Here is a 12,889-nt window from a genome sequence, read left to right as displayed (position 1 = left end):
TTTGGCGATTTTCAGCGAAGTCAGACGACAGCAGATGCAGCTAATATGTTGGAACTAAAAGGAAATAAAAACTATGACGATGGCTAGTGATAGCAGGCGCACCGCTGAGATTGGATACATGATCCGTGACGGCCTTCGGTAAACTGATCCGCACCACGGCGTTCCGGCTGACGCTGGTCTATCTGTTTTTGTTTGCGCTGTTTGCAGCGTCGCTGCTCGGCTATTTCGCCTGGAATACGCGACGGCTGATCAACGAGCAGATCACCGCCACGGTGAACGTCGAGACCGCCGAGATCGTCGACATCTACACGCGCCGCGGCTTGCGCGGCCTCGTCTTCACGATCGAAAACCGGGCGCTGCGGCCAGGCGCCAATCTCTATCTCGTCACCACGCCTGAGGGGAAAGCGATCGGCGGTAATGTCGGTTCGCTGGCGCCGGGCGTGATGGCCTCGCTCGGCTGGTCCGAGACCGCCTATCGCCGGCTCGACGAGCAGGACACGGCGCATCACCGCGCGCTGGTGCGCGTCACCGAACTCACCAACGGTTTCCGCCTTTTGGTCGGCCGCGACCTGGAGGAGCGGCGGCGTCTGTTCGGCATCGTCGCCAACGCCGCGCAATGGTCGCTGCTCGTCGTCATCGTGCTCGGCATCGGCGGCGGCATCTTCGTGGCGCGGCGGGTGCTGCAGCGGATCGACGCCATGACCGGCACCACACGGCGCATCATGGCCGGCGACCTTTCCGGGCGCCTGCCGGTCGGGCGCTCCGGCGACGAACTCGATCGTCTCGCGGAAAACCTCAACGCCATGCTGGAGCGCATCGAGGCGCTGATGATGGGGCTGAAAGAAGTCTCCGACAACATCGCCCATGATTTGAAGACACCGCTGACGCGCATGCGCAACCGCGCCGAGGAGGCGCTGGCGAGTTCCGGCAGCGAGGCCGAATACCGCGCGGCGCTGGAGCGGACCATCGAGGAGTCCGACGGCCTGATCCGCACCTTCAACGCGCTATTGATGATCGCGCGCGCCGAGTCCGGGCAGGCGCGCGGCAACATGGATGATTTCGACGCGGCCGACGTCGCCAAGGGCATCCACGAATTGTACGAACCGCTGGCCGAAGACGACGGCATGATGCTGCGCGTCAAGGCCGCGACCGCGCGGCTGCACGGCAATCGTGAGCTGATCAGCCAGGCGCTCGCCAATTTGGTCGAGAACGCCATCAAATACGGCAAGCCGTCGCCCGTGGTGCAGCCGCTGGATCCTGCGGCCGCCGCCCGCACCAGGGAGATTCTGATCGAGGCGCGGCGCGAGGGCGACCACGTGCTGCTCAGCGTCACCGATCATGGGCCCGGCATTCCCGAAGGGGATCGCAAGCATGCGGTGGAGCGGTTCGTGCGGCTGGAGGCGAGCCGGACGCTGCCGGGTTCCGGCCTCGGCCTCAGCCTGGCGTCCGCAGTGGCGACGTTGCACGGCGGCGAGCTCAAGCTGGGCGATTCGCATCCCGGCCTGACCGCGACGCTGGTCATCCCGGCGCTATCCGCCGCGGCTGACAGGCTTGCGGCTCAAACGCCGGATGTGCCACAGAAGGTGGCATGAATTCCTCCGCCTTGGCCGCGCGGTTCGTGAGCGGGCCGCATATTACCGCCAGCAGCAACGCCGAACAACGCCTGGGAGACTGGCTCGCTGAACTGCAGCCGCAGCATGCGGCTGAGATCGGCGCTTGGCTGGATTGTCCGCCGGCCCGGGCCATCCTGCTCGGCATCGCCGAGTTCTCGCCCTACCTGTTCGACCTGATCCGCGCTGATGCCGCGCGGCTGATCCGCCTCCTGGCATGCGACCCGGAACAGCATCTCACCTCACTGATGGAGAAAACGTCGCACGACGTGTTCGCCGCCGCGAGCGAGGCCGACGTGATGCATCTGCTTCGCCGCATGAAGTCGGAGGCGGCGTTGCTGATCGCTTTGTGCGACATCGGCGGGGTGTGGCCGGTGATGCGGGTGACGGCGGCGCTGACCGAACTTGCGACCGTCTCGGTGCAGGCGGCCTTGCGCTTCCTGCTGCGCCAGGAGGTCGCGCGCGGCCGCATGACCGCCTTCAATCACGACCGGCCGGAGGAGGGTTCTGGCCTGATCGTGCTCGCGATGGGCAAGATGGGCGCGGGCGAACTGAACTATTCCAGCGACATCGACCTGATCGTGTTTTTCGATCCCGCCGCCACTTCGCTGGTGGCAGATATCGAGCCGGCGCCGTTCTTCGTGCGCGTGACGCAGGCGCTGGCCCGCCTGCTGCAGCAGCGCTCCGGCGACGGCTACGTGTTCCGCGTCGATCTGCGCCTGCGGCCCGATCCGGCCTCGACGCAGGTGGCGATTTCGACCGAGGCGGCGCTGCATTATTACGAGCGCGAAGGTCGCACCTGGGAACGCGCCGCGATGATCAAGGCGCGCGTCTGCGCCGGCGACGCCGGGGCAGGCGAGGCGCTGATCGCGGAACTTGCGCCGTTCGTTTGGCGCAAGCACCTGGATTTTGCCGCGCTCGCCGACGTCCACGACATGAAGCGGCAGATGCAGACCTATCGCGGCCAGAGCGAGATCGCGGTCGAAGGCCATAACGTCAAGGTCGGCCGCGGCGGCATCCGCGAGATCGAGTTTTTCGCGCAGACGCAGCAGCTCATTGCCGGCGGCCGTCACCCGCAATTGCGGGTGCGCCCCACGCTGCACGCGTTGCAGGTGTTGGCCACCAGCAACTGGATCACCTTTCAGGCCTTTGACGAACTGACGGCGGCTTACGAATTCCTGCGCCGCGTCGAGCATCGGCTGCAAATGATCGCGGACGAGCAGACCCATGCGCTGCCCGAAGATGCCGAGGCCGTGGAGCGCTTTGCGAACTTCTTCGGCTATGAGAACAGGACAGCCTTTGCGAAGGATCTGCTCGGCCATCTCAACATCGTGCAGGGGCACTACGGCAAGCTGTTTGAGGGCGATCCGACCGGCACGGTGCAACTTCCGCAGGTCAATTACGCCGCAGGGCCAGAGGATGCACGCCTGCTCGACCATCTGACGACGCTCGGCTTCAAGATGCCGGTCGCGGTAGCTGGCACCCTGCAACTCTGGATGCAGGGCAATTATCGCGCGCTCCGCAATGAAGCGACCAAGTCAGCCTTCATCGAATTCGTGCCCGGCCTGATCGACGGGCTGGCGCATGCCGAAGACCCTGATGACGCCGTGACCGCGTTCGATCGCTTTCTCGGCGCCTTGCAGCGCGGCGGCCGGCTGATTTCACTGTTGAGAGAGAACCGCGAGCTGGTCGCGCTGGTGGCCTTGATCCTCGGCGCGGCGCCGCGGCTCGGCGACATGCTGGCGCGCCAGCCGCAGATCATGGACGGCCTGATCGATCCCCGTTTCTTTGGTGCGATGCCGGACCAGAAGGAGTTGTCGGCGCGGCTGGCGACGACGCTGAAGGATGCGGACTCCTACGAAGATTTTCTCGATCGCCTGCGGCTGTTCGGCCAGGAGAGCCTGTTCCTGATCGGCACGCGCATCTTGTCCGGCACGGTGTCCGCCCAGCAGGCCAGCGTCGCTTTTGCCGACGTCGCCGAAGGCATCGTGCACACCGTGCACGGCCTGGTCCGGGATCAGTTCGCCACCCAGTACGGCCGCATCAAGGGGCAGGAGACCGCGATCCTCGCGATGGGCCGGCTCGGCAGCCGCGAGATGACGGCGTCTTCCGATCTCGACCTGATCCTGCTGTACGATTTCGACGCGGATAGTCCCGATTCCGACGGCGAACGATCGCTGCACGGCGCGCAATATTTTGCGCGGCTGACCCAGCGGCTGATCTCGGCGTTCACCACGCGGACCAATTACGGCGTGCTCTATGACGTCGATATGCGGCTGCGCCCATCGGGCCGCGCCGGCCCGCTGGCGTCGCGGATCGATTCCTTTGCCGATTACCAGGAACGCGAAGCCTGGACCTGGGAGCACATGGCGCTGACGCGGGCGCGGGTGATTTCGGCTTCACCGGCGTTTCGCGCCGGGATCGAGGACATCATCCGCAGCGTGATGACGCGGCCACGCGACGCGGCCTCCACCGCCGGCGATGTCGCCGACATGCGCCGGGCGATCGCGCTGGAAAAGGGCGAGGACGACATCTGGGACCTCAAGCTCGCCGCCGGCGGGCTGGTCGATATCGATTTCATCGCGCAGTATCTGCAACTCGTGCACGCCGCGGAAAAACCCGAAATCCTCAGCGTCTCCACGCTGCAGGTGCTCGACAACGCCGCGCGCCTCGGCGTGCTGCCGCACTCCGACGCCGAGATTTTGCGCTCAGCGGCGCGGCTCTATCACGACCTGACGCAGATCTTGCGGCTTTGCGTCACCGGCAAGTTCAACCCGGAAACCTCGGGCGATAATCTCTTGCACGTGATGGCGCGCGCCGGCGACACGCCTGATTTCTCGACGCTGGAAGCACGCGTGCGCGAGACGCAAGGCGAGGTGAGGCGGGTGTTTCTGGCGTTGGTGGGCGGCGGTTCTTCCGCCTGAAGCGTTCCGGTTCTTTCCGGACCCGGACGATCGGAACTCTTATGGCCGATTTGGATTGTTGCGGGAACAGGAGGCTGGGATGCATACCGAAATCAACATCTTCGACAAGCCCATTGAGCGTATCAGGAAGACGTGCGAACTCATGGGTCTCGACGCCGATTTCGACCGCAAGCTGCCGGCACTCGAAACATATCTTGAAAGGCTCGTAGCCGAAGGGGAAACCAGTGAGGAACGGCTGACCGCCAGCGGCCTGACCTTCCTCAAGCAGGTTCCATAGCAATAGCGCGACGGCGTCAGGAAATTTCCTCCGGAAGCTTCCAGGCTGGATCCGGCGAGCAATCCTCTTCTCTGATTTCCTTCACGTGGTAGTGGGCAGGCAGGACCTGTCCACCTGCCTCGTCGGCCACTGGAACATCAGAAATCAGGCGGCAATCGAGAGCTTGCTTCCAGACCTCCGCCTCGGTCGGAAAGCCCGACCCGATCTGTCTGTCGCCGTCGAAAAGCGCGTAGGGCACGAACCTCTCCCAAATTAAAACCCCGCCAGCTATCACAATAACTGACGGGGCTTTTGAGCTGATATTTCCGGTGGATTTCTCCTTTTCCTGAATTACCCGCTCATCCCTTTAACGCGAGGCAGCCGGTTTCGTTCCCGAATATCTTGATCCCGCGCGAAAGAGTCGATGGTCGCGCCTTGAACTCGCCCCTTAGCGAGCGAAGCGGCATCCAGAACGGAGATGGCCGAAGCCGTCGCTGGCCTGAAAACGATGGGAAATCTGAAGACTTACCGAGAAGGTGCACAAGCCAGGAACAGGTTAGATGTCAGCGCGTACCGATGCGTTGTTGTCGCGGGCAGAAACCGGCAAAATAGCACCGCGTCCATCATCTCCGTTATGGCCGGTTGTCACCCGGCATGTGCCTGCATCAACGTCCAGCGTTTGCAAAAGTTGCTTGAAGGCCGTCTGGCGGTGTACTGCAGCGTGGCGTCGAATGGCCCTGCTGGTTGCGTTTTCAGCTTTTCGAAAGAAGATTTCGTAGCGCTTTGAAAGTCTCCGTCTCAAAAGCGCGGAACTATTGCCATTTTTTCCTGTTCTGACACCTGCGCAACTCAACCGGAATGGATGGTCCATGCGTAAACTACTTTTGGGAATGGCGCTCGCAATGCCAATCGCCTTTCTTTCTCCAGCAATAGCGCTGCCTTTGGCTCATCCATTGATGCACGGTGCTGCGGTCAATGCCGATCTGATCGAAGTAAAGGGCGGACGCGGCCACGGCCATGGTTGGGGCCGTGGACACGGCTATCGACCGTTTGGTTGGAGCCGCGGCCGCAAGGTCGGCTGGCGGGGCCGTGGCTGCCCGCCCGGTCATTGGAAAAAGGGTTGGTGCTGAGATCGAATCGGCTGCCGTCACGTACGAGCAGCGCGGCTCGACCATTACAACGCCCGTGCCGCATTGCCCTTGAACAGGATTGGGCCGGTCGGTCGTCCGATGGGTGAGCCGCCTTCCGGCTCCAGCGTGATCTCGAACAGTTGATCCTGCACGGTTTCCGGCAGCGCCTCCAGGTCGAGCTGCAGCGTGCGCGACTGACCGGTGACGCCGATCGATTTCGGGCCGACCGCGCGATCCCACAAGGTCCAAACCTGCAGCGTGCGGCCGGCAGGAACCTCGATCGGCCGTAACGGTATCAGCTCGACCCGGCCGTTCGAAAACGCGTTGACGATGGCGCCTGCCTCTTTCGTCGTGTCGTTCACCAGCACGGCGACGTAAATCGGCTTGCGCTGGGCGAGGGCGAGCATGTCGTGACGAAGCTGGCGCGACGTCGCCAGCGCAGCGATCATGATCGTTGCAAAAAGCGCCGCAGCGAAGGCGCCGCCGATACCGAGACCGCGCCAGAACCGGATGTTGTCCCACAGCGTGGTGCCCCGCAGCGCGGCGCGGGCGGAGGGCAGGGCGTCGATCGGCGCGATTTTGGTTTCGTCCGCGATGCGCTGCCAAAGCGCCGCGCTCGGTGGGGTCTCCTCGGCCGTGAGATCGAGGTCCGAAAGCCGTTCCCGCCACGCCCTGACAGCCTGAGCAAACGATTGGTCGGTTGCGATGCGTTGTTCGGCGGCGGCCTGCTCCGCACCGTCCAGGAGGCCCATCACGTAATCGGCGGCCGTGGCATTATCGGCGTCGTGCGGGTTCATCCCATGCACTCCTGCAGCGCAAAGAGGCTGCGCCGCACCCAGCTTTTGACCGTGCCGAGCGGAACCTTGAGCCGTCCAGCCAATTCGCCGTGGCTCATGCCGTGAACATAGGCGAGCACCACGACGTCGCGGCGGGGGCGGTCGATCTGCTCGAGACACCGGCGCAGCGCGCTGCTCTCCGGCATCCGCGACAGGGTGGTCTCACAGTCGATGTCCTCTACGTTTTCATTTGACGTATCATAGCGATGCTCATCGCGATGAATGCTGAGGGCGCGGTTGCGCACCACCGTATAGAGCCAGCCGCGCGCGCTGCCGCGGCGTGGATCGAATCCGGCCGCGCCGCGCCAGATCCGGATAAAGGCGTCATGCACCGCCTCTTCCGCAAGGTCCTGCCGGAACAGGATGCGGCGCGCGATGCCGACCATGCGCGGCGCCTCGCTGTCGTAGATCACGCGCAATGCGGTGCGGTCGCCCGCCGCGCAACGCGCCAGGGCCGCGGCAAGCTGCGCCTCGCGCTCCTGATCGCGCAGGTCGGGAGCCTGCAGCCTGGCGGTGATGGTCCCATTTCCGGTCATGTCTATGCCCTTGCATAGTTGTTCTACCTTGAGATGCGGCATTTGGATGCATGTGCCGAAATTTATTTTTGGTGGGCTGCATCCGTTTCGCCGCGCCGCCGGTACCTGCTGTGTTGGTCCCGAGAGGATCAAGGAACACAGGGAGCTTTACGATGAATTTTCGCTCAATTTTCGCCGCTTCGGCCGCATTGTTGCTGTCATCCGCAGCCGCCAACGCCGCGCAGGTCGCAGCCCTGATCGGCGGCGACACGATTGCGATGGTCGATACCGCGCAGAAGAAGGCAACCGGGTCCGTCAAGGTCACCGGCATTTCCGGTGCGCTGGTCGGCATCGACGTCCGTCCGGCCGACGGCATGCTCTATGGACTGGTCGACGATGGCACCATTGTGACCATCGCGACGGACGGCAAGGCCACGATGAAATCGAAGCTTGACACCACGCTTGCCAAGGGTGTGGCCGCGACGGTGGATTTCAATCCGGTGGCGGATCGCCTGCGCGTGATGGGCGCCGACGGAATGAACCTGCGGGCGAATGTCGATGACGGCAAGGTGACCAAGGACGGCGACCACAAATATGCCGAGGGCGACATGCACAAGGGCGAAAAGCCGAACATCGTCGCCGGCGCCTATACCAATTCGGTGAAGGGCGCCAAGGAGACGGCCCTGTTCAACATCGATGCGACCATCGGTGGGTTGATCAAGCAGGCGCCGCCGAATGACGGCGTGCTCGGCGCGATCGGCAAGCTCGGCATCAAGGCGGACAGCGTCGCGTTTGATATCTGGTCCGATGGCGCCGGCAAGAACGAAGCCTGGCTGATGGTGGACGGGACACTGTACAACGTCGATCTCGCCACCGGAAAAGCCACCGAGTCTGCAAAGATCGCCGGCGTCAGCGGCACGGTGAAGGATATCGCCATCATGGGAATGTAGGAGATTCCTGAAGCACGATGAACGTAGGTTGGCGCGAAGCCGCTCACTTCTCCCTCGCCCCGCTCTTGCGGGGAGAGGGTTGGGGTGAGGGGCGGGTGCTTCCGCGAAGCTGTCGATCACGCCGAAAGAAAGTGTTCAACAGAAAATTGCGGCGGGAATCGAGAAAGGCTAGCTTCGCCGGATTGGGGGGAGAGCGATGACGCAACCAATTCCAGAAGCGATCCAGGCTGAACATCTCACCGCAACACTCCGTCGAGCTGGCGTGCTTGGCGAGCCTCACGTCAGCAACGTCACAGTCGAAAGTTCCCGCGATACCATCCTCTCTCGAATTATTCGGGTGGCTTTGACGTACAGTGTACCGACTGACGACGCACCTCGCTCCCTCATCTTCAAGACTTGTCACCCTGATCACGTCGGAGATGCACTTCACGCCGGCCGTCAGGAGGTCGCATTCTATGATCAGATTGCGCCGCTGATGGTGACCAACATAGTGCCTCGTTGCTTTGAGGCGTATCGCGATGCAGAGACGAGTGCGTGGCATCTTCTCCTTGAGGACCTCACAGAAACCCACGCCGTCCCTACGCAGTGGCCGCTGCCGCCGACAAGGCAGCAATGTGGAGCGATCGTTCGAGCGCATGCTCGCCTTCACGCTTCTTGGTGGGACAGTCCGCGACTTGGTGTCTCCGTAGGGACGTGGCTCGACGTCGAAGCTATTGATCGGCAGATGCAGCTGGTCGCGAGCGATTTCCACCGTTTTGCTGATCGGGCGGGCGACTTACTGTCCCGCGAGCGGCGGCGGCTCTATGAACGATTGCTCGGCTCTGCGCCTCGTCTGCTTCAGCGCTATCACTCGCATCGGAATTTTACGATCACCCAGGGCGACGCGCACGTCTGGAATACATTTTTGCCGCGGGACCATCAGTCCGACGATGCTCGACTGTTCGACTGGGACAGCTGGCGTCTCGACGTCGCTTCGAGGGATCTGGCCCACATGATAGCGATGCATTGGTATCCTGACCGACGAAAAGAAATGGAACGTTCACTCCTCGACGAATATCACCAGGCGCTCGTTGATCACGGGGTGCAGGGCTACGATCGACATGCGCTCGATGCCGATTATCGATTGTCGGTGCTTTGGCAAATCACGACGCCCGTGTGGCAAGCCGTGAACAATATCCCTGCCGTCATTTGGTGGAATAATCTGGAACGCATCATGCTTGCCGTCGATGATCTCGACTGCAGGTCACTACTTACGTGAACCTAAGTCATTGGGTCATTCGCGACACCAGCGTCGCGCCTTCGAGCTTGTCGTGCTCGGCGATGATCTCGGCGCCGCGCGCTTCATTCCATGGTTCGTATGCCGATGTCATTCGCGTTCTCATCAGAGGTTGTGGATTCTGATGAGTAGGGAAAATGCGAGGAACATCAATAAAGCTGTCCCCTGTTGCGATTTCAAAATGCTATCGAGGGCATCGAAAATCGCACATAGGCAAAGCCTATGGGGCGGCGAGCGGTTACTGGCTGGTGGTTAACAGCCTGATTGCAGCCGGTACCGGAACCGGTTGCGCTCGTCGGGTGCGTTGAGGGCGTCCTGACGAGCGCGTTTTTCGTGTTCGATCGTCTTCTTCAGAACAGACGGGGCACCAGCATCGCCACCCGTTCGCGATAGCGCCGGTATTCATTGCCGAACATCGCCACCAGATCGCGCTCTTCGAGATAGATGCCGACGAAAATGTAGGCCGTCGTTACCGCAGCGAACAGCAGATGGCCGAGCGTCATCGTCGGGGTCGACCAGAAGGCAATGATGAAGCCGAGATAGATCGGATGCCGGATCAGGCGATACAGGCCCGGCGTCTTGAACTTCATGGGCTCAGCCATGCGTCCGGCAAAATGCGCGACCACTTGCGTCAATCCGAACAGCTCGAAATGGCTGATTAGGAATGTGCTGTAGAGCACGATGAGCCAGCCCAGGAAGCCGCCCGCGGTCACGACGCCGGCGAGGGCGGGATTTTCGATGTTCCAGACCGCCGCAGGCATCGGCTGCCATTGCCAGAACAGCAGTATCAGCGAGAGGCTCGCCAGCAGCACGTAGGTGGAGCGTTCGATCGCTGGCGAGGCGAAGCGCGTGAACAGCTTCTTGAAGCCCTGCCGCGCCATGCCGCTGTGTTGCACGGCGAAGATCGACATCAGCACCAGATTGACCAGCAAGGCCGTCGGCAGCGAGGACGCCGGACCGCTGTCGACGGTCTTGGGCACGACATATCCCGAGACGAAGCCGACCGCGTAGAGGAACGTGCCGAAAAAAATCAGATAGGCGAGGCCGCCGTAGCAAAGGGTGAGCAGCCTCGTTGCAAGAGAGGCGACGGCGGGAGGCGCCGCGTCCGGTCCGGTGTGCATCGTAATCGACATTTGAAATCTCCTGGGTTTGAAATGTTGACGTCTGGCAATTGCTTTGGTCAGGACTGCTCGAGGCGTCTCCGCTTGCGCAGCCGCGCGGCTCTTTCGAGGACGTCATCGATCGGACCGCGGTAGATGCGCTTGTTGTGCAGGCCGCGATTGCCAGCTCGGTGCAACGCGAGCCAGGCGGCTTGCCGTTCGCGGTAGGCGCTGGCGGCGGCAATCCAGCCGTCGAGAAGGCGCCTCAGGCGCGCGGTCGGCACGGGCGGGCTGGTGACGCTGCCTGCGTGGATCCTTGCGCGAGGTTGCATGGCGGCCTCGTGCGGCAACAAGCCTTCTGGTGAAAAATCCGCCTTGGTGGGATTGAGCAACAGGCCGGTCATGGCCATCCTCCGATTGAACGATGATTGACCCGTCCTTAGATTGAGATGCCTGTTCCTGCTTGGCGGATTCCTTGAGAAGACCTTTGTTTTTTCTCCGGAAGCGACTGTTTTTGCTTAGTTTGTAACGTGAACCGCCTGACAGGGGCGGAGCCTCGTATCGGATCAGCAGAAGTGGTATTAAAGTACCGATTTGCCGAGTTCGAGATCGACCTCAGCCAGCAGGAGCTGCGCCGGCTTGGGGAAGCGGTACATATTGAGCCCCAGGTATTCGATCTCATCGTTCATCTGGTGCGCAACCACGACCGGATTGTCAGCAAGGACGAGCTTATCGAGACGATCTGGAACGGCCGGATCATCTCCGAGGCGGCGCTCTCCAGCCGCATCAATGGCGCCCGGCGCGCGCTTGGCGACAACGGAAACGACCAGGCCCTCATTCGGACGCTGCACAAGCGTGGCTTCCGCTTCGTCGGCGATGTTCAGGCCATCGACGCGCCGAAAACGGATGCAGAGGCGGCTCGGCTTGTTCCCAATGCGCCGGGCAGCGTTCCAGGCCGCGTGTCGGTTTCCGCCGAAGTGTCCCGCCTCGACGATGTCGTCTCGGAATCCGTCAAGGCGGAGGCGGTCACGCGATCGTCCATCGCCGTGATGCCGTTTGGAAACATGTCTGATGACCCCGAGAACGACTACTTCAGCTACGGCTTGACGGAGGACATTATTCGCCTTCTCGCCCGTAACCGGTGGCTTTCGGTGATCTCGCGACACTCGACGATTGCGTTCCAGGGACGCGTGGTGGATGCGCGCGAAATCGGTGAGCTGCTGGGCGTCAGGTATGTGATGGTCGGCAGCGTTCGCAAGAACCGCGATGTTGTGCGGATAACGGCGGAACTCGTCCGAGCAGCGGATGGGAAGCAATTGTGGGCCGACAAATACGACCTGCGGCTGGAGTATATCTTCGATATCCAGGAGGAGATGGCACGGCAGATCGCCGCAACGATCGAGCCCGAGCTGTCGAAGGTCGAGCAGCAGCTCGCTGCCCGCAAGGCGCCGGAAAGCCTGGACGCCTGGGATTGTTATCAGCGCGGTCTATGGAATTTTTGGCGCTTCACCATGCCGGGATTTGACTCCGCCGAAACCTATTTTCAGCGGGCGATTGCGGCCGATCCGAATTTTGCGCGCGGCCATGGCGCGCTCAGCTACGTCAATCTGCAACGCGCGTTCATTGACGAACCGAAAGATCGCGCGGCGCGACTGCAAACCGCGTTGCGCCAGGCACGCCATGCGGTGGCGCTCGACGAACTCGATTGTTTCTGCCACTGCGCGCTCGGACGAGCCCTGTGCTTGAATCATCAGAACGACGAAGCGCTGGCGGCTCTCGACGTATCCCTCGAGCTCAATCCGAGCTTTGCGCAGGCCTATTTCGCCCAAGGGTTCAATTTACTCTGGTATGGGCGAGAGATCGAGGCGGAAACGCTGCTCGATCGCGCGATCATGCTCAGTCCGCGCGACAGCCATATTTCTGCTTTCCACCATGTCCGCTCCTGGGCGCACTTCTCGCTGGGCGAGTATGACATAGCGGTCGAATTCGCGAGGCGGGCGACACGGCAGCCCAACGTCACCTATCAGGCGTTTGCGACACTTGCGGCGTCGCTCGGCCTCCTCGGGGATCGGACGCAGGCCGAAACGGTGGCCGCGGAACTGCTGCAGCGCAAGCCAAACTACAACATTGAAACGGCGCGACAGGAGTTCTTCTTCTGCAATGATGTGGGCTTCATCAATCGGTTCGTCGAAGGATTGCGGGTAGCCGGTATTGCAAACGCCTAGAGCCTTTTCCGTTCCGATGGACTCGGAACGGGGCGCTAGGGTCAGGACCCACTAAATTTCGGGTAAC

Annotated in this window: 13 protein-coding genes and 1 pseudogene; 7 read left to right on the top strand and 7 right to left on the bottom strand. The window is 62.1% G+C overall.

What is annotated here, in order from left to right; translation table 11 throughout:
• Positions 1–125 precede the first annotated feature (125 nt).
• From IVB05_RS26925 to IVB05_RS26915, 3 genes are all read left to right on the top strand, one after another.
• Entirely contained in the window at positions 126–1,592 is a 1,467-nt protein-coding gene (locus IVB05_RS26925; protein ID WP_247778994.1) for an ATP-binding protein, read from the top strand.
• Positions 1,589–4,534 carry a bifunctional [glutamine synthetase] adenylyltransferase/[glutamine synthetase]-adenylyl-L-tyrosine phosphorylase gene (locus IVB05_RS26920; RefSeq protein ID WP_247778993.1) on the top strand — a complete coding sequence of 982 codons (2,946 nt, stop codon included), beginning with the start codon at positions 1,589–1,591 and terminating at the stop codon, positions 4,532–4,534. Before IVB05_RS26925 ends, IVB05_RS26920 begins: the two co-directional genes overlap by 4 nt.
• Before the next feature lie 79 nt (positions 4,535–4,613).
• Positions 4,614–4,811: a hypothetical protein gene (locus tag IVB05_RS26915; RefSeq protein WP_247778992.1), complete on the top strand. Its 198-nt coding sequence runs from the start codon at positions 4,614–4,616 to the stop codon at positions 4,809–4,811.
• A 16-nt stretch (positions 4,812–4,827) separates the two neighbouring features.
• Here the strand turns inward: IVB05_RS26915 and IVB05_RS26910 are convergent, their stop codons facing one another.
• Together IVB05_RS26910 and IVB05_RS26905 are read right to left on the bottom strand one after the other, a co-directional pair.
• On the bottom strand, positions 4,828–5,049 hold the full coding sequence (locus IVB05_RS26910; RefSeq protein WP_247778991.1) for a hypothetical protein: 222 nt from the start codon (positions 5,047–5,049) through the stop codon (positions 4,828–4,830).
• Positions 5,050–5,346: 297 nt separating this feature from the next.
• A complete protein-coding gene (locus IVB05_RS26905; RefSeq protein WP_247778990.1) occupies positions 5,347–5,661 on the bottom strand; it encodes a hypothetical protein in 315 nt (104 codons plus the stop codon).
• Here IVB05_RS26905 and IVB05_RS26900 point away from each other — a divergent pair.
• Positions 5,660–5,920, top strand: coding sequence for a hypothetical protein (locus IVB05_RS26900; protein ID WP_247778989.1), 261 nt, complete (start codon positions 5,660–5,662; stop codon positions 5,918–5,920). The two genes, IVB05_RS26905 and IVB05_RS26900, sit on opposite strands and share 2 nt — an antisense overlap.
• A 44-nt stretch (positions 5,921–5,964) precedes the next feature.
• Here IVB05_RS26900 and IVB05_RS26895 read toward each other — a convergent pair whose 3' ends face one another.
• On the bottom strand, positions 5,965–6,717 hold the full coding sequence (locus tag IVB05_RS26895; RefSeq protein WP_247778988.1) for an anti-sigma factor: 753 nt from the start codon (positions 6,715–6,717) through the stop codon (positions 5,965–5,967).
• Complete coding sequence (locus tag IVB05_RS26890; protein ID WP_247778987.1) at positions 6,714–7,292, bottom strand: sigma-70 family RNA polymerase sigma factor; 579 nt, start codon at positions 7,290–7,292, stop codon at positions 6,714–6,716. The genes IVB05_RS26895 and IVB05_RS26890 overlap by 4 nt, the downstream gene beginning before the upstream one ends.
• Before the next feature lie 152 nt (positions 7,293–7,444).
• Here IVB05_RS26890 and IVB05_RS26885 point away from each other — a divergent pair, with 152 nt between their 5' ends.
• Together IVB05_RS26885 and IVB05_RS26880 are read left to right on the top strand one after the other, a co-directional pair.
• The gene (locus IVB05_RS26885) at positions 7,445–8,221 is read left to right on the top strand and encodes a DUF4394 domain-containing protein (protein ID WP_247778986.1); all 777 of its coding nucleotides are present in this window, start codon (positions 7,445–7,447) and stop codon (positions 8,219–8,221) included.
• Between the two features lie 196 nt (positions 8,222–8,417).
• A complete protein-coding gene (locus IVB05_RS26880) occupies positions 8,418–9,479 on the top strand; it encodes an ecdysteroid 22-kinase family protein (protein ID WP_247778985.1) in 1,062 nt (353 codons plus the stop codon).
• Positions 9,480–9,504: 25 nt separating this feature from the next.
• On the opposite strand, the pseudogene IVB05_RS26875 reads toward IVB05_RS26880, so the two are convergent.
• The 3 genes and pseudogenes from IVB05_RS26875 to IVB05_RS26865 form a co-directional block, all read right to left on the bottom strand.
• Positions 9,505–9,591 (bottom strand): annotated as a pseudogene (locus IVB05_RS26875) (NADH-quinone oxidoreductase subunit E); the annotation flags it as partial.
• Between the two features lie 256 nt (positions 9,592–9,847).
• Positions 9,848–10,630 carry a methanethiol S-methyltransferase gene (mddA, locus tag IVB05_RS26870; RefSeq protein WP_247778984.1) on the bottom strand — a complete coding sequence of 261 codons (783 nt, stop codon included), beginning with the start codon at positions 10,628–10,630 and terminating at the stop codon, positions 9,848–9,850.
• A gap of 47 nt (positions 10,631–10,677) precedes the next feature.
• On the bottom strand, positions 10,678–11,001 hold the full coding sequence (locus tag IVB05_RS26865) for a hypothetical protein (RefSeq protein WP_247778983.1): 324 nt from the start codon (positions 10,999–11,001) through the stop codon (positions 10,678–10,680).
• Positions 11,002–11,172: 171 nt separating this feature from the next.
• Here IVB05_RS26865 and IVB05_RS26860 point away from each other — a divergent pair, with 171 nt between their 5' ends.
• Entirely contained in the window at positions 11,173–12,822 is a 1,650-nt protein-coding gene (locus tag IVB05_RS26860) for a winged helix-turn-helix domain-containing protein (RefSeq protein ID WP_247778982.1), read from the top strand.
• Positions 12,823–12,889: the final 67 nt, after the last annotated feature.

This window comes from Bradyrhizobium sp. 170 (genome assembly GCF_023101085.1).
Lineage (GTDB): Bacteria > Pseudomonadota > Alphaproteobacteria > Rhizobiales > Xanthobacteraceae > Bradyrhizobium.
This window is presented reverse-complemented; position numbering and strand designations above follow the sequence as displayed.

Excerpts from the sequence above, each read along its gene's own strand:
- IVB05_RS26880 (WP_247778985.1), top strand. The coding sequence starts at position 8,418 with ATGACGCAACCAATTCCAGAAGCGATCCAGGCTGAACATCTCACCGCA.
- IVB05_RS26920 (WP_247778993.1), top strand. The coding sequence starts at position 1,589 with ATGAATTCCTCCGCCTTGGCCGCGCGGTTCGTGAGCGGGCCGCATATT.
- IVB05_RS26915 (WP_247778992.1), top strand. The coding sequence starts at position 4,614 with ATGCATACCGAAATCAACATCTTCGACAAGCCCATTGAGCGTATCAGG.
- IVB05_RS26890 (WP_247778987.1), bottom strand. The coding sequence starts at position 7,292 with ATGACCGGAAATGGGACCATCACCGCCAGGCTGCAGGCTCCCGACCTG.
- mddA (WP_247778984.1), bottom strand. The coding sequence starts at position 10,630 with ATGTCGATTACGATGCACACCGGACCGGACGCGGCGCCTCCCGCCGTC.
- IVB05_RS26905 (WP_247778990.1), bottom strand. The coding sequence starts at position 5,661 with ATGGACCATCCATTCCGGTTGAGTTGCGCAGGTGTCAGAACAGGAAAA.
- IVB05_RS26895 (WP_247778988.1), bottom strand. The coding sequence starts at position 6,717 with ATGAACCCGCACGACGCCGATAATGCCACGGCCGCCGATTACGTGATG.
- IVB05_RS26885 (WP_247778986.1), top strand. The coding sequence starts at position 7,445 with ATGAATTTTCGCTCAATTTTCGCCGCTTCGGCCGCATTGTTGCTGTCA.
- IVB05_RS26900 (WP_247778989.1), top strand. The coding sequence starts at position 5,660 with ATGCGTAAACTACTTTTGGGAATGGCGCTCGCAATGCCAATCGCCTTT.
- IVB05_RS26865 (WP_247778983.1), bottom strand. The coding sequence starts at position 11,001 with ATGACCGGCCTGTTGCTCAATCCCACCAAGGCGGATTTTTCACCAGAA.